Origin of the sequence: Bradyrhizobium sp. CCGUVB4N (assembly GCF_024199945.1) — a bacterium.
GTDB lineage: Bacteria > Pseudomonadota > Alphaproteobacteria > Rhizobiales > Xanthobacteraceae > Bradyrhizobium.
Window position 1 is genome coordinate 3,125,645 of sequence record NZ_JANADP010000001.1, and the last position, 21,844, is coordinate 3,147,488.

Consider the following 21,844-nt stretch of genomic DNA (forward strand, 5'->3'; position numbering starts at 1 on the left):
AAGCGCGATGACGATTCATCCAAATCTCATCGCGCTTTAGGGGCCAACGACGATGAGACCAAGGTTGTTGTCATTGGGCACGAGGTCAATGAGTTCCGTGGGCAATTGGCTGCACGGGAAGAGGGTCGTTGGATCCGTGTTGGCGGCATCGTCCACGCAGGTTGCGATAGCCAGCACCAGATAGCGGGTGCCGGATGGCGGTGGATTGAACGTGAAATCGAATTCGACAGGCGGCGCATCTGGGTCAACGGTTTGACCGGAGGAGCCTGGTGACGGGTCGCACGGTGTCCATGTTGTTGACACTGGTGAAGTCCATTTCGGCGGAGGGCTGCCACCAGGCCATGCCTGCCACCAAACGGTGACTACAACATTCGTTGCCTGTTGACCGCCGCGGTTTCCGACCTTCACGGAAATATTGCCCCCCGACACGACGATCGCGCTTGGGTCGGCCTGCCACAACGGCGGGGTACCTGAACCCGCCTGGTGCAGATCCCAATCGAGCGAGACCGGATTGTAACTGCCTGGTCCATACGCGATATCGCCGTACGGCGAGACTTCCGAAAGTGGCCGCCGGTCCAGGATGTAGATGTCGACCGGCGGTGGAAGGCCTGGGGCGTTGGTGATCGTTCCGGCAACGGCATACAGGCCCTGGACTTCGAACGCCCAGCGAATGACCTTGTGCACACAGCCGCCGATCCTGTGGAACGGGAACGATTGGATGCTGTACGACGGGGGTGGAGGAAAGGTCACCGTAACGTTGACGTCCCAGAGAATGGTGCCGATGTCGGCGTCGATTAGCGCCGAGACGAGCTGATCCGGCTCGTTGGTCAACACGGTGGTCGAGGTCGGCAGAAGCTGAATCCCCCTCATGATGAGGTAGACGGAATAGTGCGAAGCCGACTCGCGGGCGGATCGGTCAGGCTGGTCTTGCAGGCCCACCAGCTTCGTGTCGCCGCCAATAGCGCGGTACAGCCGGAACAGTGATGACGAGAGGATCTGTTCGGTCCAGTAACCCTTGCGGCGGGGCGGCGTTGAATCGGGCACCTGCGACATCGCATAGTGCAACGTGCCGCCCCAGCTCCATCCATGCGACACGCATCGGTCATGGCGACGCGGCGTAAACACCCACGGGAATGTCGCGCCGCGCCAATTGCCGTCTCCCGCCAATTGCGATTGCGGGTCCGAGACGATCGCAGCGAGCGCGTCTCCGGCGCTGTGGGCGAAACGGAATTCCAGCTCACCGACCGAGCACATCAAAAGCACGTGCCCGATCTCGTGCCAGATCCAGCGCGCGTCGGCCGCGATGCCGAGCGGCTCCGCTTGTGAGCGGTTGGTGCCGTCCCACGGCTTGCGTGCCCGGGTTGAAAGGTCGGCCAGCGCCAAATGCAGTTGCAGGATCGGACGATCGCTGAGCTTGGTCGGTCCGACGTAGTCGACCGGCCAGCCCTCCGGAAGAACACGCGCATTGACGGTCTGGCCGTCCTTGCCGGGGCCTGGCCTCACCCCGGAGCGATAAAAGACCTTGAGCGGCAGACTGGCGATCCGAAAGTACGAAACCGCATCAATTCCATACGCCTCGAGCCGATGAAAGAATTGCCTGACATTGTTGTAGGCGCTGATTGCGGCGAAGTCGTTCGATCGAACGAGAGGTGTCGTCAACGTGTCGGGCAGATTGACCGTCTTCGGATCTCCTGGGTTGGGGTAATGCGGCGGGGGATAGGGATAGGGAGGGGGAGGGCCGTCGGCGAGAACAAATCCGGGGCAAACCACCACCTCCTCTTCGATGGATCCGGCTGGTTGGTAAATCAACGGATCCGCCTGATGCGCGGTGATTTCCTCATTGTCGCGATAATATTCGAGTGCTTCTTCGCTGCGTGTCGGACGCCGTTTGCGAAGATCGGTCGGCGGCTTCTGCGACGCGGGATCAATCGGAAACACCCACGCATATCCAGGTGTCACCGCATCGGCGACGAGCTCAACCCTGCTGACAAGAGCGCCAGCCTCCGTCGGCGTCCCCGAGAACACCAGCGAATACGGGGTAGCGCTGGTTCGGCCGCTCTCCGTCCCGGGCTTGCTCGCGGCTTGCCACTGGACACGCGGTGATTTTCCGTCGGGGGTGGTGGCGATCCGGGCGCCGCGAATGGAGACGGATTGATTTTTCAAGCCGAGCTGACTGGACATCTGGGCCTTGACCCGCGAAAGCCTGTCCGTTTGGAAGATCGGTGCGAACGCGTTGTTCTTGTCCTTCTCGTCCTTCCCTAACAAACTGAACACTGCCGCGGTGCTGTAAAGGCCGAACGGAAGTGACGCGGTCATCCCGGTGATGCGTACTTCGTATCCTCCGTTCTTCGGCCGAACATGCGCAATCACGCGGATGCCGAACCCGGAGCCCAGGAAATGGCCGGGTGGTGTAAGGTCGGAGTTGGGATCGGGAATCCACTCGGACGCCACCAGAACCACGGTCTGATCGAGAAGTTCGCCCGTCGGCGACTTGCGCTCAACTCGGAACGACACGAACGGGTTGCCGGCATCGCGGTCGGCATCGTCGTCGTGCGGATTCGCGGGAGGCCAGCGAAGGGGCATCCACCGGATCAAACTCGAAAGGCCAGGCTTGAAGAAGTCTCTCGAGTCGGTTGGGAGCACGTCCGGCAGTTCGATGGGCGGATCGATCCTGGGATTCCTCACCACCGCTTCGAGGTAGTCATTTCCCACGCGCTGCATATCGTGATCAATGATGGCGGGAACGGTAGCCAGAAACGGAGCCGTTGGATGGCGCAACGAAATCGAGGTCGGTGCGTTGGCCGCGTCGCCCCAGCGCTCACTCCAGAGCGCATATTTGCTGGGATTCCACTCCGCTGAATCGCGCGGGCGAGCAACTTCATCTGCCATCTGCCACCCCTCCTGCTTGAGGCCTCCGTCACCCTGTGACGGAGCTCAATGGTGTACGGAACGTGTGCCTGGCGTCGTTGTCGATGAATTCTACTCCATGCCGGCATCTCGCGATAGCCAATCCGTTCCAGCTGGTATGGCCTCATAACGGTGGCGGCGTGCTGCAACCTGCGAGCTGAACGGCCGGCCGAATGAGGCGCGATCGCGTGCTCGAGCGTCGGCAAGCCAGCACCAATCAAGCTCGGTTTATGAGCCCGTAGGATGGGTTGAGCGCTTGCGAAACCCATGGTTTTGATAACCAGTGCAGTGTCCAGCCCCTCTTGTTCGTCCCAATTGCAAAGATGAAGTTTGATTTGTTTCGCTTCCGCTCTAGCCATCGTACGAGCTCGACGTCCATCCCATCTGGTGGGACGCGGAGCTGCCGTTTTTCGCGTCGCCCCAATCACGTGCGTCACGACCGCTGATCGCCATGGAAATCGCATCTGGCAGCGCGCTGGTGGGAGTACCCCCAATGACGAGGTGGACAGCCATCGGCTTTCGGGCAGGATGTCATCATCCCGATGCCGCAGCCTCGCCACAGTCAGTGCAAGATCGGATGCGGTCATCAGTGGCATCAACGATCAGCAGGCACGGCGGATGTACCTATGCCCGATGATCTTGAATGGCCCCGACGTGCAATCGTCGGGGCCATTGCCGTAATCAGCGTGGCAAAGCTGGCGACTTTTACCAAAGGCCCCGGCGTGGTCCAGCGCTCCCTCAAGAGAAATCCTGCGTCAGGATCGCGGCGAACTGCTCGAGTGCCCAGTCAGTGGCGGCGTGCGCGGCCGGCCTCGGGATGCAGTTCGACCGCCAGCATGGCCATCTGAATAGACTTTTCTTTCAGCGGCAGAAGGGACGTCGGTCGGACTTGCCGCTGGCTCGCCCCGCTCACGCGGAGGGCAAAAGGTAACGGCTCCTGCCTCAAATCCCGTTACGTAGCGGGGGCGTAACGGCGCGATTGTCCCGCCGATGGTTCGGCGGACGCTGTGGTTGCGTCGTTTTCCGCCTGCTCATTGCGCTTGCCGCGCCTTGGCTCATACTGACGTGTTTCCAACAGGACCACCCGTCATGTCGACTGCCGCCTTGAGCCCCCTGGACGAGACGATCACGATCGCTGACCTCACGCGCGACCCCTATCCGATCTACAAGCGCCTGAGGCGCGAAGCGCCCGTATTGCGCGTCAGATCCGTGGGCCGCACGTTTCTCACCAAGGCCGCCGACACCAAGTTCGTGAAGGACAACGCGGCGTTGTTCAGCTCCGACGATCCGAACACGCCCATGAAGCGCGCCTTTCTCGCGCATACGCTGATGCGCAAGGACCACGACGAGCACCGGGCCGAACGCATGGCGATGATGCCGGCCCTCATGCCCAAGACGATCGAGTCCGTATGGGGCCCGCTGTATGCGAAACTGGCGGTGGCGTATCTCGATCGGCTGCCGCGCGGCGAGGTTGTCGATCTCTTTCCTGCCCTCGCGGGACCGCTTGCCGCGCGGATACTGGCGCACGCGATCGGCGTTCCGGACGCGAGTGATGAGGAGATGCAGCGGTGGTCGCAGACGTTGATCGACGGTGCCGGCAATTTCGGCTGGACGCCAGGGCCTTTCCAAGCGACCGACATCGCCAACGGGGAAATGGACAAATGTATCCGCGCCAACGTCGAACGCGTGCGGGCCGAGCCGGACTCCTCGGCGCTCTCCTTCATGGTGAACGCGAAGAATCCTATTTTGGAAAGCCAGATGATCGCCAATGTGAAGATCGCGATCGGCGGCGGCATCAACGAGCCGCGCGACGCCCTGCTGACGATCCTCTACGGCCTGCTCACAAATCCCGATCAGCTCGATTCAGTGCGCGCAGACGGCAAATGGCGCGCCGCCTTCGAGGAAGGGGTCCGGTGGGTGGCGCCGATCCAGGCGAGTTCACGGCTTGTCATGGAGGACACGGAGTTGCGCGGCTGCTTCATCCCGAAGGGCGACACGGTGATGACGATCCAGGCCTCAGCCAACCGAGACGAGGACGTCTTCGAAGATGGCGAGAACTACAACGCGCTTCGCGAGCCCAATCCTCACCAGGCCTTCGGTAATGGCCCGCATCATTGCGCGGGTGCGCATCTGTCGCGGCGAACTGTCGGCGAGATACTGCTGCCGATGCTGTTCGAGCGCTTCCCAAATATGACCTTACCTGATCCCGCGAGCGTGCGCTGGCACGGATTCGGTTTCCGCGGCCCGCTCAATCTGCCGCTGCTGCTGCAATAGGATCGGCGCGAGGGGCGACCTCCTCAAACCGCACGTGCGATTTCGCTTCTTGGCCCTCAGCGTCTGTTGGCGCATTGCAGCCGCATGTCCGGATCTGGGGGTAGATCGGAAGTCCCGAACTCTGGGGCGGACCGACGCGATTGACCCAGAACGAACCTCGCGCCGCTTTGGCTTAGGTGCGGACTTCAAGAATTTTGCACCAGAATTGCGGTCGAACAATTCCAGCAGGTTGCGCAGCGGCTTAGTTTGTTGGCGGGTTGCGTCGCCGCATCAATGCGTTACCACGATGAAATCCGTGTCTTTTCCGGTCTCATGGCTAAATCCGTTGTCGGAAATAATCAATGAAGAGGCCGGCGTCAAAAGTTGAGAGATCCTCTCAACCGTATCCTGAGGTATTTCGATGCGGTTGAGGACAGCGTTGGCCTGATCGGGCGACGGTACCGATAGGGCGGTTTGCTTCACGGGCGTCTCGCGCCTCTTCGTGGCACCCTCGATGCGAGGAAATTCGTCCGGAATCGACACGACGGTCCAGCGAATAGCCGTTCCCTCGTTCTGGAATTCCATTGCGGTAAACACGTGTGTTCCCAGCGGCTCCTCCGGATTTTCGATCTTGACCGGGACATCAAACAACGGCGTGAAGCCCTGACGCACGAACAGCTTGCTCAACTTACGACTGACGAAGATGGAGATTGGGACGATCTTTTTGGGCGCGCTTGCAGTGGGAACCGAGCCCGGCACCTGGAGGCTGGCGGCTTCCGGAGTCTCAGCGTTTGACACCGGTGATCCCTGCGTTGCTGCGGCTGTACCGATGCTCTTGGTTGCGACGGTGGCAGTCTGGAATTCCGACGAAGCGGACGCGGCTTTCGGTTGAAATAGATGCGGATTGGTTATCTCGACCGGCGGCTGGACATCATCGTGCGCAATGATCACGCGCGTGCCGCGCTTCGTGAGATGCCAGAGTCGAACGGCAAAATCATTTTTCAAACGGATGCAGCCGTGTGACGCTGGATGCCCAGGCACGACACCGGCGTGCAACGCTATCCCTGACCAGGTGATGCGTTGCATGTAGGGCATGGGGGCGGCGCTATAAATATTTGAACGGTGCCATCGTTCTTTGCTGATAACGCTGAACACGCCGAGGGGCGTAGGATGCCCCTCCATTCCCGTGGACACCGAAGAGCGTGCAATCAGGGCGCCGTTGTCAAAAAGCGAGACTCGTTGGTCTGCTATTGAGATGATGATCTGGAGCGGGCCCTTCGGAAGGGGCTCGGGCGCGGTTTCAGAGTTTGTCTGCCGGTGGTGGTGCTTGTGTTTGTGGGGAGCGTATTGACCCGGCCAGAACGTGTGTTGGGGTCCAAACAGAAATTGAGCGTGTGCGATCCCCGCAGGGAGCATGAAAATCGCGAATACAGCCGTTGTTATCGCGCGCTGCATTGCTAGTAATCCCCTAGCGAACTTCGTCCGGTCCCATAGGCGCGGTGCCATCGTTTCCAAACGATGCGCGAAGCCGACGCCTGATGCGTTATCCCGACCAGCGCGCCAAGCCTCTGCTTCAAATCTGGTCGCAGTGGGTCGAAAATTGGACCGTACTCACAATTACGGTGGGAGTTGCCGTTGTAACGGGCGCAATCGCTTGTCATCGACGCGTTGCAATCGAGCAACATGTTTTGAAGAAATTGACGAGCGGCCGTTTGCGCCATTGCGCGACCCACATTGATCCCAAGAATAAGCCTCTTCGCATGCTTGGCTTTTCTACACGGCTCCGGCGGAGCCCATAGAGGCGACGGCATCATGAACCCGTGGCGATTTGCGATAGTGGCGCCAACGATTTGCGGAACGGTCGTTCTCGCGGGGTGGATCGTTGGCTGGTTGGCCGGCTTCGGTTCGGCCGGCACCGAGAACGCCCGCGCAGTGTCAATCGAGGACCGCGCAGCATCTCTCTCCGTCACCGCTAGGCTCGCGGATGAACTGCAGGCGATCGCAATGGCCGACGCCGTTGTCGCTGACACCGTTTTCGCGAACGCCCCTGTCGCTAGCGTCGAAGTGGCGACGGCCGCCGAACCCGCGGCAGGGACGACCACCGACACGACGGCGGCATCGGATAAGCCGGAATCGATCGTCGCGTTGCCCGGTCCGTCGCAGATGCTGTTGGCCGATTTATCGCCTGTGCAGGAATCGGTGGACTTGGGCCACCGTGCTGTCGACCAACCGGCGCCGACAACGTGCGGTGCATCCGGCGGTTCCTCCAACTCGGGGCCGCAGGATTTCCGGTATCTCATTTGTTATGTCTGGTCCGAACTGCCGCCTGCCGAGAAGCCGGCTGCGATCGTCTTGCGTTCCTTCAAGGACATCCCGGTCGGAACGCCGGTGGAAGAGATCAAGCGCGCGTCCGACGCTTTCGGTCTGGATTTCACTTTCATGAAGGCGGTGGCTAAGGTCGAGTCCGGTTTCAACCCCAAGCAACGCACCGGGTCGTATATTGGGCTGTTCCAGCTGAGCAAATACGAGTTCGGCAAATTCGGCTCCGGGGACATTCTCAATCCCCGCGATAATGCCGTTGCGGCCGCCTACAAGGTCATCACCGAGGGCATTCTGTTTCAGTGGGTGACGCACAGGGAGCCGGACTTCAACGATCTCTACCTGATCCATCAGCAGGGCTGGGAGGGCGCCGCGGAACACCTCAGCCAACCCAATCGCATCGCCTGGAAATCGATGTGCGCCACCAGCGAAGGCAGGGAGAAGGGCGAAAAATGGTGCAGGCGCGCGATCTGGGGCAATACGCTTCCGGCCGTCAAAGAGGCGTGGAAATCGGTGGAGAAGCTGACGTCGGAGGCGTTCGTCGGAATGTGGCGCGAGCGGGTTGCTCATCTCTATTCGAAATACATGACCACCGCCACCGCCGATGCCGAGCGGGCGCACCAGTAAATTTCCGTTGAGTGGTTGGCAGGAGTTGCAGCAGCCGCGGGCCGAGCGGGGCCTCACCGCCGCTGGTCGCGCGGATGCACTTTACGTCGTCAACGACGCGCTCGGGTCGTTCCTGCTGCGCGCTAGACTAGCGAGGTGATCGATCAGGTGGCGATGTCTGTTTGTGGCCATCGCGTCGTTTCGCTGCGGAATTCGATCGCTACCAGGGCCTACCTGACATTGGGCAAGCCTGATTAATGGTTGGCCGTTGACCGCGGCCGGCATTGCGATGGTCCGACGCAGGCCTCCTCAAGAGAAATCCTGCGTCAGGGTTGCGGCGAATTGCTCGAGCGCCCAGTCGACCTGGTCGCTGGTGATCACCAGCGGCGGGGCGATGCGGATCGTGTGCTCGTGGGTATCCTTGGCGAGAATGCCCTTGCCCTGGAGCGCAAGTCTCGGCCCGGTAGGAAGCTAAGCTATTAATGATGCTTAGGCCTGTAGCTTTTCCGCGTCGCGATACGATACTGCAGGGCAGGCCGGTCGTTGCAGCATTGGCCAATCTTCGCTTCAATCGTCTCTCACATTCCACGGGCGGCATAGCCAGAAACAAGTCATAGAGGATCCATGCCATCAATCGTCATTGCCCAGGGCGGCGGCCCCACCGCCGTGATCAACCAGACCCTGTGTGGCGCCATCCTTGCCGCGCGCAGGCATGATCCGTCGTTGCGCATTCTGGGCGCGCGCTATGGTGTGCGAGGCCTCACGGCGGGGAACGTCGTCGACCTGACCACCATGCCCGAGGCCGAACTCCGCCGCCTCGGCAACACGCCCAATTCGGCTCTCGGATCGACTCGCGACAAACCAGATTCCGGCGCATGCTCTGATATCCTCGCGGCCCTGGACCGGCTAGTCGCCCGCGCCTTTGTCTATATTGGCGGTAACGACACCGCCGGAACGCTCGAACTGCTGCGGCAGCAGTCAAGTGGCCCCTGCCATTTCGTGCATGCCCCCAAGACCATCGATAACGACCTGATGGAGAACGATCACGTCCCCGGCTTCATCTCGGCAGCCGCCTTTGTCGCCAATGCCCTTGTCAGCATGGATCTCGATTTTCGCGCCTTGCCCGGCATCTATGTGGCCATCGTCATGGGCCGCCATGCCGGTTTCCTCTCCGCCGCGGCCACAGGCTGGCAGCAATCGCCCGACGATGCTCCGCATCTGATCTACACGCCGGAAAAGCCGTTCTCGGTGGTTCAGTTCCTCGACGACGTCGATGCGGTTTACACGCGGCTGGGCCGCTGTATCGTCTCGATGTCCGAGGGAGTGCAGGACGAAGCCGGCCGGCCTCTCGCCGAGGCGCTGGCGGGCGCGGCCGTCGAGCGCGACGCCCATGGCAATCTGCAATTGACGGGCGGTGATCTCGGCATCGAGATCCAAAAAGCACTGAAATCGCGTTTTCCCAAGGCAAGAGCGCGTGTCGACACGCTGGGCTATCTGCCACGCGCATATATCGGCGTAATCGACGAAGCCGACCGCAAAGAGGCTTTCGACGCTGGCGCATTTGCCGCGCAAAGCGCCTTAACCGACAGCGGCTCGGTGGTGCTGCATTATGACGGCGAGCGTATCGAACCTCTGCTCGTGCCGCTCGATCGCGTGGCTGGCAAAACACGCCATATGCCCGACGATTTCCTTGTCGGCAGCAATACCGTTTCGGAAGAAGGACGGCGCTATTTTCGGCGGCTTCTACCCAAGCGGCCCGATATCTTCCTGCCGTTCGTGTGAAATTGTCGGAGAGAGCATTCTCAACATGAGGCTCTCAGGAATGTTCTTTGGCACAACCGTGGACGTCCGCTCATTGACGGTGCAGGGCTCCCGTAGCTTGGTGAAATAGCCGACTGGTGGGCCGATGACACCGGCCTCGCCCTGGATCGGCCCGACCAGGGCCCGTAGGATGGGTTGAGCTCTTCGCTCTACCCATCCTACGAGCTTCCGCTTCCAGCGGCAGAACGGACATTGGTCGGACTTGCTGCTGGCTCGACCCGGTCGCGAATGACCCGGAGGAGACATTCAACGGTGTATTGGGCAAGGATTGCGCTAAGTGCCCCACCATCAGCGTTCTCGTTCCCAGGTCAGGGTGCCGACGACTTTCTTACCGACAAAAACGGAGCTGACTTGTTCAGCCGTTCGGATGCTCAACCGGTCGCCCTCCAGCTTGAAAAATCGCACCTGATCCTGCCCGGTGAGGAGCTCGTTGCCAGAGATGTCGACCTTGGTCGTTAATTTGTCTCCGTCGATGGTAATTTTGCCGGTGTAGAGAAGCAATGACTTAAGCAGCGCCGCACTCTCGTCGTTGTTTGTTGCGGGCTTGCGGTTTGCTCCGACAATAATGAAGGCAGCGTATCCGTCCGGCGTGATAAGCGCCCTGCCTTTCGGGTTGGGACCAAATGGTTCGCTTGCGTCGCCACCGACAATTTGAATGGTCCATGAAGTCAGTTTCCAACTTCCGACCAGCAGCTTCGATGCGTCGTCCGCAAACACAGGTCCAGACTGAAAATAGCAATAGAGGGCAAACAATAGGGCAGCGAGGCGCACCATGCTGTGCTCCACGAATGACAAGTCGGGCTGCGACAGCGACCAAGATAGCTTGGGCGGTCAAAGCTTACGAGGCCTTAGATGGCAAGCTCTCGCCAGCCCGTCGAGGGCGCCACGTCCGGAATTGGCCCATCGCGTCGTTTCGACGCGATGCGGAATGTGATCGCTACCGGGCCATAACGGACATTGGGCAGGCCTGCACCAATCAAGCTCGGTTTGTGAGTCCGCGCCTATCGTAATCGGCCACAATTTTCAGCGCACAAGTGGCGGCATGGTTCGTTGTCAGCCGCGGCCGGCATGGCGATCCCCAATGCGGCCCTCTCAAGAGAAATCCTGCGTCAGAATCGTCGCGAACTGCTCGAGCGCCCAGTCGACCTGGTCGCTGGTGATCACCAGCGGCGGGGCGATGCGGATCGTGTGCTCATGGGTGTCCTTGGCGAGGATGCCCTTGCCCTGGAGCGCTTCGCAGTAGCGGCGGGCACGGCCGGCCTCGGGATGCAGCTCGACCGCCAGCATCAGGCCGCGCCCGCGCACGTCGCGGATCGTGTTGGCGCGGATGTCCTTCAAGCCTTGCAGGAAGCGCGCGCCCTGCGTGGCCGCGTTCTCGATCATGCCTTCCTCGACCAGTACGCGCATCGCTGCGCGCGCCACCGCGCAGGCAAGCGGGTTGCCGCCGAAGGTCGAGCCGTGCTGCCCGGGTCTCAATGTGCCAAGCACGTCGTTGTTCGAGAGCACGGCCGACACCGGATAGAAGCCGCCGGACAAGGCCTTGCCGAGCAGCGTCACGTCAGCCTCGATTCCCTCGTGCTGTTCGGCGAGCAGCTTGCCGGTGCGGCCGAGCCCGGTCTGGATCTCGTCGAGCACCAGCATCACATTGTTGGCGGTGCAGAGCTCCCGGACCTCTGTGAAATAGCCGGCCGGGGGAATGATGACACCGGCTTCGCCCTGGATCGGCTCGACCAGAAAGGCGACGGTGTTCGGCGTGATCGCCGCATCCAGCGCCGCGGCGTCACCGAACGGGATGATCTTGAAGCCCGGCGCGAACGGCCCAAAGTGCCCGCGTGTCTCGGCGTCCGTTGAGAAGCCGACGATGCCCAGTGTGCGTCCGTGGAAATTGTCGGCGCAGACAATGATCTCGGCCTGGCCGTCCGCCACGCCTTTCACCTCATAGCCCCATTTGCGCACCGACTTGATGGCGCTTTCAACCGCCTCGGCGCCGCTGTTCATCGGCAGCACCTTGTGGGAGCCGGTCAGCGCCGCGATCTCTTCGTAGAACAAGGCGAGCTGGTCGTTGTGGAAGGCGCGCGAGGTCAGCGTCAGCCGGCCTGCCTGTTCCACCATCGCCGCCAGGATCTTGGGGTGGCAGTGGCCCTGGCTGACCGCGGAATAGGCGGAGAGGCAATCGAGATAGCGGTTGCCTTCGATGTCCCAGACCCAGACACCTTCGCCGCGCGTCAGGACGACCCCGATCGGCTGGTAATTTTGGGCACCGAACCGTGCTTCGGTTGCGAGGAGATCAATGACCGACGAGCTCATTTTTCGTCACTCCCATTGGGCCGCCCGGGATGTGCGCGATGCTGCCGATTTGCTCCGGCGTGTCAAATGGTTCTGCGTATCCACCTTGCATTTTCAGCCGCGCTGCCGGCTACTGTGCATGGGGTTGTTTTCGACTTTTGGGGTCGGCCTAGGCTGGTCAGGAGTCCTGCCTGCGGTGCTCGATCTCCAGCGTGACCAGGCGCGCCAACAATGTCGCCGGAAAGAGCTGGCCAAAGATGGCTTCCATGTTGCACAGGCTGCGCGCAACCGGATGCAGCGGGGCGACGTCGCCGTATCCGGTCGTGGTCATCGTCGCGAAGCTGAAATAGATGACGTCGCTTGCGAGCCTCGGACTGTCTTGCACCTTCATGCTCACAAAGGCGTCCTGATCGAGTGAGCCGATGAAAGTGTAGAGCGCGGCGAAGATCACGGCGACCGCCAGATACAATAGCACGGCGCCGATCACGCGATGATAGGTCACGCGGCCCGGCGCAAACGTCTGGCGCGCCACCGCCCAGGCCATGGTCGTTCCCACGATGAGCCACGAACCGGCAAACAGATTGAGGTCGAGAATGGATGGCGATCTGATCCGGAGGATCGCACCGACCGTGATCATGACGAGCGCGATCAGCATCGCGACAACAGCGACCGGACTGCCTGATATCACGAAGATGCCGCAGACCAGCAGCAGCGCCAGCACAAGCTCCGACACCTGGAATGCAAAAAGCCCCAGCGCCTGCAACGGCGAGATCACGAACATCATGATCGCCAGCAGGACTGTCAGGACCGTGAGGGCCGGATCGGCCCAGCGTTCGCGCAATTGATCGATGTTCATGACGCCTCAGCCGATCGAGCAGGGGACGCTCAGGAAGCCGCGGAACCGGACGCGGCCGCCACGCACGGGCTGGCCGCTCACGGCATAGTCCGGGAAGCGTGCCAGGAATCGCGAGATCGCAATCGCGCCTTCGAGCCGCGCCAGCGCCATGCCGGCGCATTGATGCGCGCCGGTGGCAAACGCAAGGTGCCGGTTCGGCGTGCGCGCGACGTCGAAGCGTTCAGGATCGGGAAACTGCGCGGGGTCGCGATTGGCTGCGCCGATGCAGAGCGTCACCGACGTGCCGGCCTCGAGCAGCACGCCGCCGAGCTCGATCCGCTCGGTCGTCATGCGGTTGCCGAGCTGGTTCGAGCTTTCGTAGCGCAGGATCTCCTCGACGCCCGTCTTGATGAGATCCGGATTGTCGATCAGCCGCTGCTTCTGGTCCGGATTCCGATGCAGCGCGACGAGGCCGTTGCCGATCAGATTGGTGGTCGTCTCGTGGCCGGCATTGAGCAGGAAGATGCAATTGTGCAGCAGCTCCTTCTCGGTCAACCGTTCACCGTTGTCTTCTCCCTGGATCAGGCGCGTCAGCACGTCGCGGTCGGGGTTGCCCGGTGTCTCGCGCCGGCGTGCAACCAGCGTCTCGAGATAGGCAAGGAAATCCGTCACCGCCTTGTTGCCGCGCGCGGCGACCTCAGTGGATACGACCGGCTCCAGCGCGCCAAGGATCGCGAGCGACCAGTCGCGCAGCGGCGCACGTTCGTCATGGGGGACGTCGAGCAGATTGCCGATCACCTCGATCGGGATCGAAGCGGCAAAATCCTCGATCAGCTCGCAATCGCCCTTGTCGGCGATGGCGTCGAGCAGGCCGTCGACCAGCCTGACGATATCGCCCTCCATGCCCGCGATCGCGCGCGGCGACAGCGCGCCCATGATCAGGCGCCGCACGCGGGTGTGCGCGGGAGGATCGTTGAAGACGAGGCTCGTGGTGTGGTGCTCGTAGAGCGGCGTGTCGCCATATTTCGGCGCGAACTCGCGCTTCTTGTCCGAGCTGAACGATTTGGTGTTCTTGTAGGTGGTGACGAAGTCGTCGTAACGGGTGAGGAACACGGTGCCGCTCGGCAGACGCTTGACCGGCTCGTTCTCCCGCAGTGCACGATAAGTCGGGTAGGGATCGTCGTAGAATTCGCTCGTCAGCTTCGCCAGATCGAAATTGGCCGCCAATTCTTTCGCATCTGCGTTCATGCGCCATACTCACCGGTTGAGACCGATATGCCGTTTTCGCTCTTTCGAGCTTTGCCGGTCACCGTCTACAGTCGTGCCGTGATTTGCAAGCCGACCGGACAGGAAAATGCACGCCCGCGCTGACGCTTCCGACACGGCCCCGAACTGGCCGGACGATATCTTCGCGACCTTGCAACGCTTCGACGTGCGGCAGGTGCCTTACGTGCCCGATGCCGGTCATTCGAAGCTGATCCAGCGCGTGCTGGGCTCATCCACGATGCGCGGCATTCCGCTGACGACGGAGGAGGAGGGCGTAGCGCTGCTCGCCGGCGCCTGGACCGGCGGCCAACGCGGTGTGCTGTTGATGCAGTCGAGCGGTGTCGGCAATTGCATCAACATGCTGTCGCTGATCCCGATCCTGCGCTTTCCGTTCCTCACCCTCGTGACCATGCGCGGTGAATGGGGCGAGTTCAATCCGTGGCAGGTGCCGATGGGGTCGACCACGCAGGGCGTGTTCGAACTGTCCGGTATCAAGGTGCTGCGCGCCTCGAATGCAGCCGAGGTGCCGGCGGTGTTGGAAGCAGCCGCAGCGCAAGCCTACAACGCGCTGACGCCCACCGCCGTCCTCTTGTCGCAGCGACTGATCGGCGCCAAGGTTTTCACCAAATGAGCAAGGCCAATCTCCTCGACCGCCGCCAGGTGGTCGCCGCGCTGCTCGCAAACCGCAAGGACGTCGTCGCGATCGGCGGCCTCGGTGCCTCCACCAACGACATCACCGCGGCCGGTGACCACGCCCGCAACTTTTATTTGTGGGGAGGTATGGGTGGCGCCGCCATGATCGGGCTCGGGCTTGCCCTGGCGCAGCCAAAATTGCCGGTGCTGGTCATCACCGGCGATGGCGAGATGCTGATGGGGATGGGCAGCCTTGCCACCATCGGGCTGCAGAAGCCGTCCAACCTCTCCATCGCAGTGCTCGATAACGAGGCCTATGGCGAGACCGGCGGCCAGACCAGCCACACCTCGGCAGCCGCCGATCTCGTCGGTGTCGCCAGGGCCTGCGGTATCGCCGACAGCCGGGCAATCTCGACCATGGCCGAGGTCGAAAGCTTCGCCAAAGCCATCCACGACCTCTCTGCCGGGCCTCGCTTTGCCAATGTGAAGATCGACAGCGCCAGCGTCGAGCGCATCCTGCCGAGCCGGGACGGAACCTACATCGTCAACCGGATCCGCGGCGACCTCGGGTTCCAGCCGATCTGACGCCAATCCGGATTTGCGGACGGCATTCGCTCCCGCGGGCGGTAACCTGTGACCAATTTCCAACAGATTCTCACGCACTTAGGTTGCGTCGCAGCAATTTGCTTGACTTTGGCGTGGGTGAGTGCTTACTCACTAACATGAGCTCATTGCGTATGACGAGCGACCTGAGGCGTCAATTGATCCTCGGAGCCGCGAAACGCTGCTTTGCCCGACACGGCTATAACGGCACCACGACGAAGAGCGTGGCGGCTGCTGCTGCCATTTCCGAGGCGCTGCTGTTCAAGCACTTCCCGTCCAAGGCGGCACTCTATGCCGAAATCCTCAGCGACGAGTGCGAGGCGGACCCGGCGCTGACCGAACTCCTCGAGCGGGAGCCGTCGACGGCCACCCTGGTCGAACTGATCCGCGGCATGGTCCAGCACTTCCTGCAGATCGCCGACGGCCCCGACCAGGAGGAGGCCCAACGCCTGCGACTGATGGCCACCAGTCATCTGGATGACGGCGAATTCGCGCGTTTGCTATATGCCAAGATCGAGACGCTGATCGGAGCCGTCTTCGTCGCCTCGCTCGAACGCGCGGTCGCCGCCGGCGATGCGCGGGCTTGTGGCAATGAACCGCTCAACCTGTTCTGGTTTGCGCATCACACGGTGATGACCGCTGCGCTGACCAGGCTGCCGTCCGTGCCTTGTCTCGCTTATGGCAGGGCGAACGAGTTGGAGCGGCAGCTCTGTGAGTTTCTCCTGAGAGGCATCGGACTTAACGACGCCGCAATTGCTTCGCATCTGGGCCGCGATCAGGCCACGGGTGCCGGCAAGACGGCGATTGCAGAAAGCGCATGACAATGAACATCGTAGCCGAAAACAAGATTTCGGGCGAACCGATCGACAGCAAGGCTCCCAAGCGCCCGGTCCGGCCGGTGCTCTGGTTCATCATCATCGGCACGCTCCTCGGCGCGCTGGTCGGTGGCCTCGTCTGGTTCAATTATTTCCGTGGCCAGATGATCAAGCAGTTCTTCGCCAACAACAAGCCGCCGCCGACCGCAGTCAGCGCGGCGGAAGCGAAGTCGGAGGTGGTGCCGAACCTGCTGACCGCAGTCGGCAGCCTCGTTGCCGTGCATCAGGTCGACGTCAGCGCCGACGTCAACGGTCGCGTCACCGAGATCAAGTTCGAGCCGGGTGCCCATGTCGAAGCCGGCATGCCGCTGGTGCAGCTGTTCGACGCGCCGGACCAGGGCGACCTCGCCAACTTCAAGGCCCAGGCAACGGTCGCGCAGCTGTCGCTCGATCGCGCCAAGCAGCTGGCCTCGCGCCAGTTTGGTCCGCAGGCGACGGTCGACCAGGCACAAGCATCTTATGACCAGGCGCTGGCAGGCATCGCCAAGACCGAAGCGCTGATCTCGCAGAAGCTGGTGCGCGCACCGTTCTCCGGCGATCTTGGCGTCCGCAAGGTCGAGGTCGGACAATATCTCACGGCAGGCACGGCGATCGTCTCGCTGACCGATCTGTCGGAGCTGTGGGCGAACTTCACGGTGACGGAAAAGGACTCCGCCAACCTCAAGGTCGGACAAGTGGTCCGGTTGAAGGTCGACGCCTATCCGGGCCGTACCTTCGACGGCAAGATCACCACGATCGAGCCGCAGATCGCGACCGACACGCGCAACATCCGCGTGCAGGCAACCATCGCCAATCCGGAGAAGATCCTGAAGCCGGGCATGTTCGTGAGCACCACGGTGGTGCTGCCGGAGAAGCCGGCCGTGATCACCGTTCCGGAAACGGCCGTTGACTACACGCTGTATGGCGACTCCGTATTCGTGATCACCGAGAAGAAGGAAGAGGACGGCAAGACCAGCCTGAGCGCGGTGCGCACGTTCGTGCAGACCGGCAACCGGGTGAACGGTCGCGTCGAAATCATCAAGGGCGTCAAGCCTGGCGACAAGGTCGTCGCCGTCGGTCAGCTCAAGCTGCAATCGGGTGCTGCCGTCGCGATTTCGACCGACCCGTCTCCGCAGATCCCGGCGCAACCGCCGCGCTACTGACAATACACTCGCGTGATCCGGCCTGGCCGGATCACGTTTCTTGAGACTTAGAAATCGAGATCGCCGCGATGGCCTTTACTGATATTTTCATCAAGCGCCCGGTTCTGTCGGTCGTCGTCAGCCTGCTGATCCTGCTGATCGGTCTGCGCGCGGCGATGGTGCTGCCGATCCGGCAGTATCCGAAGCTTTCGAACACGGTCATCAACATCACGACCGTTTATCCCGGCGCGTCCGCGGACCTGATCCAGGGCTTCATCACGACGCCGATCGAGCAGGCCGTCGCCTCGGCTGAAGGCGTTGATTACATGACCTCGTCCTCGGTGCTCGGCACCTCGACGATTCAGGTCTACATCAAGCTGAACTTCGATCCGAACCAGGCGCTCACCGAGGTGCTCGCGAAGACGAACTCGGTCAAGTACCTGATTCCGAAGGAATCGAACGACCCGATCGTCACCAAGACAACCGGCCAGACCACGGCCGTGATGTATCTTGGCTTCTCCTCCGAGGAGCTATCGGGCTCGGCCATCTCCGATTATCTGACGCGCGTGGTGCAGCCGGTGCTGTCGACCGTCGATGGCGTGGCCTCGGCCGACATTCTGGGTGGCCAGACCTTTGCCATGCGGCTGTGGCTTGACCCCGTGAAGATGGCCGGCCGCAACGTATCGCCGGGCGATGTCGCGACCGCGATCGCGGCCAATAACTTCCAGTCGGCGGCGGGACAGACCAAGGGCTATCTCATCGTTTCCAACATCTCGACGAACACCAGTCTGACCGACGTCAACCAGTTCCGGAAGATGATCGTCAAGGCCAAGGACGGTGGCTTTGTCCGGATGGAGGATATCGCCACGGTCGAACTCGCGGCGCAGAGCACCGACGCGAGCGTCGCCTTCAATGGCGAGCATGCGATCTTCATCGGCGTGAACGCGACGCCGCAAGGCAATCCGCTGACGCTGGTCAAGGGCGTGCGGGCGCTGTTCCCGGAGCTCGAGCGCAATCTGCCGCCGTCGATGAAGATGAAGGTCGCCTACGACTCGACCAAGTTCATCCAATCCTCGATCGACGAGGTGGAGAAGACGCTCGGCGAAGCGATCATCATCGTGATCGTGGTGATCTTCCTGTTCCTGGCGTCGTTCCGCTCCGTCATCATTCCGGTCGTCACCATCCCGCTGTCCATGATCGGCGTCTGCACGCTGATGTTGGCGCTGGGCTTCAGCTTCAACCTGCTGACCCTGCTCGCGATGGTGCTTGCGATCGGCCTTGTGGTCGACGACGCCATCGTGGTGGTGGAGAACATCCATCGCCATCTGGAGGAGGGCAAGACGCCCGTCCAGGCCTCGCTCGAAGGCGCGCGCGAAATCGTCGGCCCCGTCGTCTCGATGACCATCACGCTCGCGGCGGTGTATGCCCCGATCGGCTTCCTCGGTGGCCTCACCGGTTCGCTGTTCCGCGAATTCGCCTTCACGCTCGCCGGCTCGGTGATCGTGTCGGGCGTGATCGCGCTGACGCTGTCGCCGATGATGTGCTCGGTGCTGCTCAAGAACACCGAAGAGGGCCGTTTCGCCAAGCTCGTCAACAAGGTGTTCGGCGCGCTGACGCGCTGGTACGGCCGCAGGCTCGACCGCTCGCTCGACTACAAGGCGATCACCGGCCTGTTCGCGATCACGATCCTCGGGCTCGTCGGCTTCCTCTATATGCACACCTCGAAGGAACTGGCGCCCGAGGAAGATCAGGGCATCGTGTTCGCGGTGACCAAGGCGCCGAAATACGCCAATATCGACTATGTCGATTTCTACGGCGACAAGCTCGACAAGGAGTTCCAGAAATTCCCCGAGACTGATCTGCGTTTCGTGCTGAACGGCATCAACGGTCCGCAGGGCGGGATCGCCGGCATGCTCCTGAAGCCGTGGGACGAGCGCAAGCGTTCGTCTATCGCGCTGAAGCCGCTGGTGCAGGCCGAGCTCTCCAAGATCGAGGGCGTGCAGGCCTTCGCGTTCAACCTGCCGCCGCTGCCGGGTGGTCCGGGCGGTCTGCCGGTGCAGATGGTCATCAACTCCACCGCGGGCTACCAGACCGTCTTTGAGCAGATGGAGAAGCTGAAGGACGCTGCCCGCAAGAGCGGCATGTTCATCGTCTCCGACAGCGACCTCGCCTATAACCAGCCGAACGTGGAGGTCACGATCGACCGCACAAAGGCGCAGGATCTCGGCGTCAACATGCAGAACCTCGGCTCTACGCTCGCGGTTCTGCTCGGCGGCAACTACATCAACCGGTTCAACCTCGAGGGCCGTTCGTATCAGGTGATCCCGCAGGTGCCGCGTAGCGATCGCCTCTCGCCGGAATCGCTCGGCGGCTACTATGTGACCACCAACACCGGACAGCAGCTTCCGCTGTCGACCGTGGTTTCGATCAAGACCAAGACCGACCCGAACTCGCTGACGCACTACAATCAGCTCAACTCGGCGACGTTCTCGGCTGTGCCGATGCCCGGCGTGACCGTCGGCGCTGCGGTCGACTTCCTCGAGAGCGAGGCCAAGAAGCTGCCGCAGGGCTTCAGCCACGATTATCTCGCGGATAGCCGGCAGTATGTTCAGGAAGGCAATCAGCTCGCGATCACCTTCGGTTTCGCGCTGGTCATCATCTTCCTGGTGCTGGCCGCGCAGTTCGAGAGCTTGCGTGATCCGCTGGTGATCATGATCTCGGTGCCGATGGCGATCGTGGGAGCGCTGATCCCGCTGTTCTTCGGTGTGGCGACCATGAACATCTATACCCAGGTCGGCCTGCTCACCCTGGTTGGCCTGATCACCAAGCACGGCATCCTGATGGTGGAGTTCGCCAACGAGCTCCAGGTCAACGAGCGGCTCGACCGCCGCTCGGCCATCGAAATGTCGGCCCGCATCCGCCTGCGGCCGATCCTGATGACGACGGCTGCGATGGTCACGGGTCTGATCCCGCTGCTGACGGCAACCGGCGCCGGCGCGGCCAGCCGCTTCTCGATCGGCCTCGTGGTCGTCGCGGGCATGTCGATCGGTACGCTGTTCACCCTGTTCGTGCTGCCGGCGGTCTACGTCGTGCTGGCGACCGACCATCGCGCTGCGGCCGATTCCGAGCGTAACAAGCAGGTCAACGAACTCGACGTCGGGGCCAAGGCGCTGCGGCCGACCTGACCCAAGCCCGATTTGCGTGCGAAGCGGCAACAGCCATCGCTGTTGCCGCTTTTTTTTGTCGCGCGATATCCTGTAACATGATGGCTGGAGCGCCCGGAGTGGGCGCCTGGGCAGGTCGTCGGATGAAAAGACGCGAATTTCTGGCGGTGCTCGGCGGGACGGCACTTGCGCGGTCGGGCATGGCACTGGCGGATACGCCGGGCCGCATTTTTCGCCTTGGCACGGTGACGCCGATCGCGCCGGTTACGGCGGAGAGCCGGGGCGGCAAGATCCTGATCAAGGTGCTCGAGGAGCGCGGGTTCAAGCTCGGTCAGAATTTGACCTTTGAAGCGCGGGGCGCGCTTGGCGACGTCACGATGCTGCCCGCGCTGATCGCAGAGCTGCAGGCCAAGAACGTCGATGTCATCGTGATCATCGGCTACCCGACGGCAATGGCCGCCAAAGCGGCCGGCATCGCGACTGTCGCGGCCAGTGGCGTCGGTGATCCCGTCGAGACCAGGCTGATCAAGAGCCTTGCGCATCCGGGCGGCAAGATCACCGGCATTTCGGACGTCGCGGCGACACTCGGCGCCAAGCGGCTGTCGTTGCTCAAGGAGATATCGCCGAAGCTGACCAAGGTCGCGATGCTCTGGAACAAGGACGACCTCGGCATGACCATGCGCTATCAGGCGTCCGCGAAAGCGGCCCAGGCACTTGGGCTAACCGTGCAAGCGCTCGGCGTGCGCGAGCCCGACGATTTCGACGAAGCCTTTTCGGCGATGAACAGCGATCCGCCCGATGGCATTCTGATGGTGGCGGACGCGCTGACCATTCTCAATCGCGAGCGCGTGTTCGAGTTCGCCGCTGTCCGGAAGCTGCCGGCAATCTACGAATTCGACGAATTCGCCCGCGACGGTGGTCTGATGTCCTATGGCGCGGATTCGTCGGAATCCTTCGAGCGCGCGGCCGCACTGGTCGCTCGCATTTTCAACGGGGCAAATCCCGGCGACCTGCCGTTCGAGCTGCCGACCCGCTATCCCCTGGTGCTCAATCTCAAGACGGCGAGGGCGACCGGACTTGAAATTCCCCCGACCATGCTGGCACTTGCCGACGAGGTGATCGAGTAACCTTGTGCGCTGCAGCGAGAGACAAGGT

15 protein-coding genes and 1 pseudogene are annotated in these 21,844 nt (G+C 62.0%); 9 read left to right on the top strand and 7 right to left on the bottom strand.

Annotation, left to right across the window (positions count from 1 at the left end):
* Positions 1-36: 36 nt before the first annotated feature.
* Positions 37-2,889, bottom strand: coding sequence for a hypothetical protein (locus NLM31_RS14120; RefSeq protein ID WP_254192618.1), 2,853 nt, complete (start codon positions 2,887-2,889; stop codon positions 37-39).
* A gap of 1,107 nt (positions 2,890-3,996) precedes the next feature.
* On the opposite strand from NLM31_RS14120, the gene NLM31_RS14125 reads away from it, so the two are divergent.
* Positions 3,997-5,181, top strand: coding sequence for a cytochrome P450 (locus NLM31_RS14125; protein WP_254135321.1), 1,185 nt, complete (start codon positions 3,997-3,999; stop codon positions 5,179-5,181).
* Between the two features lie 270 nt (positions 5,182-5,451).
* Here the strand turns inward: NLM31_RS14125 and NLM31_RS14130 are convergent, their stop codons facing one another.
* On the bottom strand, positions 5,452-6,615 hold the full coding sequence (locus NLM31_RS14130) for a L,D-transpeptidase (RefSeq protein ID WP_254192619.1): 1,164 nt from the start codon (positions 6,613-6,615) through the stop codon (positions 5,452-5,454).
* A 357-nt stretch (positions 6,616-6,972) separates the two neighbouring features.
* On the opposite strand from NLM31_RS14130, the gene NLM31_RS14135 reads away from it, so the two are divergent.
* On the top strand, positions 6,973-8,106 hold the full coding sequence (locus tag NLM31_RS14135; protein ID WP_254192620.1) for a transglycosylase SLT domain-containing protein: 1,134 nt from the start codon (positions 6,973-6,975) through the stop codon (positions 8,104-8,106).
* A gap of 288 nt (positions 8,107-8,394) precedes the next feature.
* Here NLM31_RS14135 and rocD (NLM31_RS14140) read toward each other — a convergent pair.
* Positions 8,395-8,535: pseudogene (gene rocD, locus NLM31_RS14140) on the bottom strand (ornithine--oxo-acid transaminase); the annotation flags it as partial.
* A 174-nt stretch (positions 8,536-8,709) separates the two neighbouring features.
* Between rocD (NLM31_RS14140) and NLM31_RS14145 the strand changes: the two are divergent.
* Positions 8,710-9,867: a diphosphate--fructose-6-phosphate 1-phosphotransferase gene (locus NLM31_RS14145; protein WP_254192621.1), complete on the top strand. Its 1,158-nt coding sequence runs from the start codon at positions 8,710-8,712 to the stop codon at positions 9,865-9,867.
* A gap of 327 nt (positions 9,868-10,194) precedes the next feature.
* Here the strand turns inward: NLM31_RS14145 and NLM31_RS14150 are convergent, their stop codons facing one another.
* The 4 genes from NLM31_RS14150 to NLM31_RS14165 all read right to left on the bottom strand — a co-directional run bounded on the left by NLM31_RS14150 (position 10,195) and on the right by NLM31_RS14165 (position 14,275).
* Entirely contained in the window at positions 10,195-10,680 is a 486-nt protein-coding gene (locus tag NLM31_RS14150) for a lipocalin-like domain-containing protein (protein ID WP_254192622.1), read from the bottom strand.
* Between the two features lie 318 nt (positions 10,681-10,998).
* Positions 10,999-12,213, bottom strand: a complete 1,215-nt coding sequence (gene rocD, locus NLM31_RS14155; RefSeq protein WP_254192623.1) for an ornithine--oxo-acid transaminase — start codon at positions 12,211-12,213, stop codon at positions 10,999-11,001.
* A gap of 157 nt (positions 12,214-12,370) precedes the next feature.
* Positions 12,371-13,048: a potassium channel family protein gene (locus NLM31_RS14160; RefSeq protein ID WP_254192624.1), complete on the bottom strand. Its 678-nt coding sequence runs from the start codon at positions 13,046-13,048 to the stop codon at positions 12,371-12,373.
* Positions 13,049-13,054: 6 nt separating this feature from the next.
* Entirely contained in the window at positions 13,055-14,275 is a 1,221-nt protein-coding gene (locus NLM31_RS14165; protein WP_254192625.1) for a cytochrome P450, read from the bottom strand.
* Positions 14,276-14,381: 106 nt separating this feature from the next.
* On the opposite strand from NLM31_RS14165, the gene NLM31_RS14170 reads away from it, so the two are divergent.
* From NLM31_RS14170 to NLM31_RS14195, 6 genes are all read left to right on the top strand, one after another.
* Complete coding sequence (locus NLM31_RS14170; RefSeq protein WP_254192626.1) at positions 14,382-14,924, top strand: phosphonopyruvate decarboxylase; 543 nt, start codon at positions 14,382-14,384, stop codon at positions 14,922-14,924.
* Complete coding sequence (locus NLM31_RS14175) at positions 14,921-15,511, top strand: thiamine pyrophosphate-dependent enzyme (protein WP_254129956.1); 591 nt, start codon at positions 14,921-14,923, stop codon at positions 15,509-15,511. The genes NLM31_RS14170 and NLM31_RS14175 overlap by 4 nt, the downstream gene beginning before the upstream one ends.
* 137 nt (positions 15,512-15,648) lie before the next feature.
* On the top strand, positions 15,649-16,350 hold the full coding sequence (locus tag NLM31_RS14180; RefSeq protein WP_254196185.1) for a TetR/AcrR family transcriptional regulator: 702 nt from the start codon (positions 15,649-15,651) through the stop codon (positions 16,348-16,350).
* A 2-nt stretch (positions 16,351-16,352) separates the two neighbouring features.
* A complete protein-coding gene (locus NLM31_RS14185; RefSeq protein ID WP_254135323.1) occupies positions 16,353-17,546 on the top strand; it encodes an efflux RND transporter periplasmic adaptor subunit in 1,194 nt (397 codons plus the stop codon).
* Between the two features lie 68 nt (positions 17,547-17,614).
* Entirely contained in the window at positions 17,615-20,710 is a 3,096-nt protein-coding gene (locus NLM31_RS14190) for a MexW/MexI family multidrug efflux RND transporter permease subunit (protein WP_254192627.1), read from the top strand.
* A gap of 122 nt (positions 20,711-20,832) precedes the next feature.
* A complete protein-coding gene (locus NLM31_RS14195; RefSeq protein WP_254192628.1) occupies positions 20,833-21,816 on the top strand; it encodes an ABC transporter substrate-binding protein in 984 nt (327 codons plus the stop codon).
* Positions 21,817-21,844 lie beyond the last annotated feature (28 nt).

Coding starts and splice junctions, on each gene's coding strand:
- NLM31_RS14120 (WP_254192618.1), bottom strand. CDS start 2,889: ATGGCAGATGAAGTTGCTCGCCCGCGCGATTCAGCGGAGTGGAATCCC.
- NLM31_RS14125 (WP_254135321.1), top strand. CDS start 3,997: ATGTCGACTGCCGCCTTGAGCCCCCTGGACGAGACGATCACGATCGCT.
- NLM31_RS14130 (WP_254192619.1), bottom strand. CDS start 6,615: ATGCAGCGCGCGATAACAACGGCTGTATTCGCGATTTTCATGCTCCCT.
- NLM31_RS14135 (WP_254192620.1), top strand. CDS start 6,973: ATGAACCCGTGGCGATTTGCGATAGTGGCGCCAACGATTTGCGGAACG.
- NLM31_RS14145 (WP_254192621.1), top strand. CDS start 8,710: ATGCCATCAATCGTCATTGCCCAGGGCGGCGGCCCCACCGCCGTGATC.
- NLM31_RS14150 (WP_254192622.1), bottom strand. CDS start 10,680: ATGGTGCGCCTCGCTGCCCTATTGTTTGCCCTCTATTGCTATTTTCAG.
- rocD (WP_254192623.1), bottom strand. CDS start 12,213: ATGAGCTCGTCGGTCATTGATCTCCTCGCAACCGAAGCACGGTTCGGT.
- NLM31_RS14160 (WP_254192624.1), bottom strand. CDS start 13,048: ATGAACATCGATCAATTGCGCGAACGCTGGGCCGATCCGGCCCTCACG.
- NLM31_RS14165 (WP_254192625.1), bottom strand. CDS start 14,275: ATGAACGCAGATGCGAAAGAATTGGCGGCCAATTTCGATCTGGCGAAG.
- NLM31_RS14170 (WP_254192626.1), top strand. CDS start 14,382: ATGCACGCCCGCGCTGACGCTTCCGACACGGCCCCGAACTGGCCGGAC.
- NLM31_RS14175 (WP_254129956.1), top strand. CDS start 14,921: ATGAGCAAGGCCAATCTCCTCGACCGCCGCCAGGTGGTCGCCGCGCTG.
- NLM31_RS14180 (WP_254196185.1), top strand. CDS start 15,649: ATGAGCTCATTGCGTATGACGAGCGACCTGAGGCGTCAATTGATCCTC.
- NLM31_RS14185 (WP_254135323.1), top strand. CDS start 16,353: ATGAACATCGTAGCCGAAAACAAGATTTCGGGCGAACCGATCGACAGC.
- NLM31_RS14190 (WP_254192627.1), top strand. CDS start 17,615: ATGGCCTTTACTGATATTTTCATCAAGCGCCCGGTTCTGTCGGTCGTC.
- NLM31_RS14195 (WP_254192628.1), top strand. CDS start 20,833: ATGAAAAGACGCGAATTTCTGGCGGTGCTCGGCGGGACGGCACTTGCG.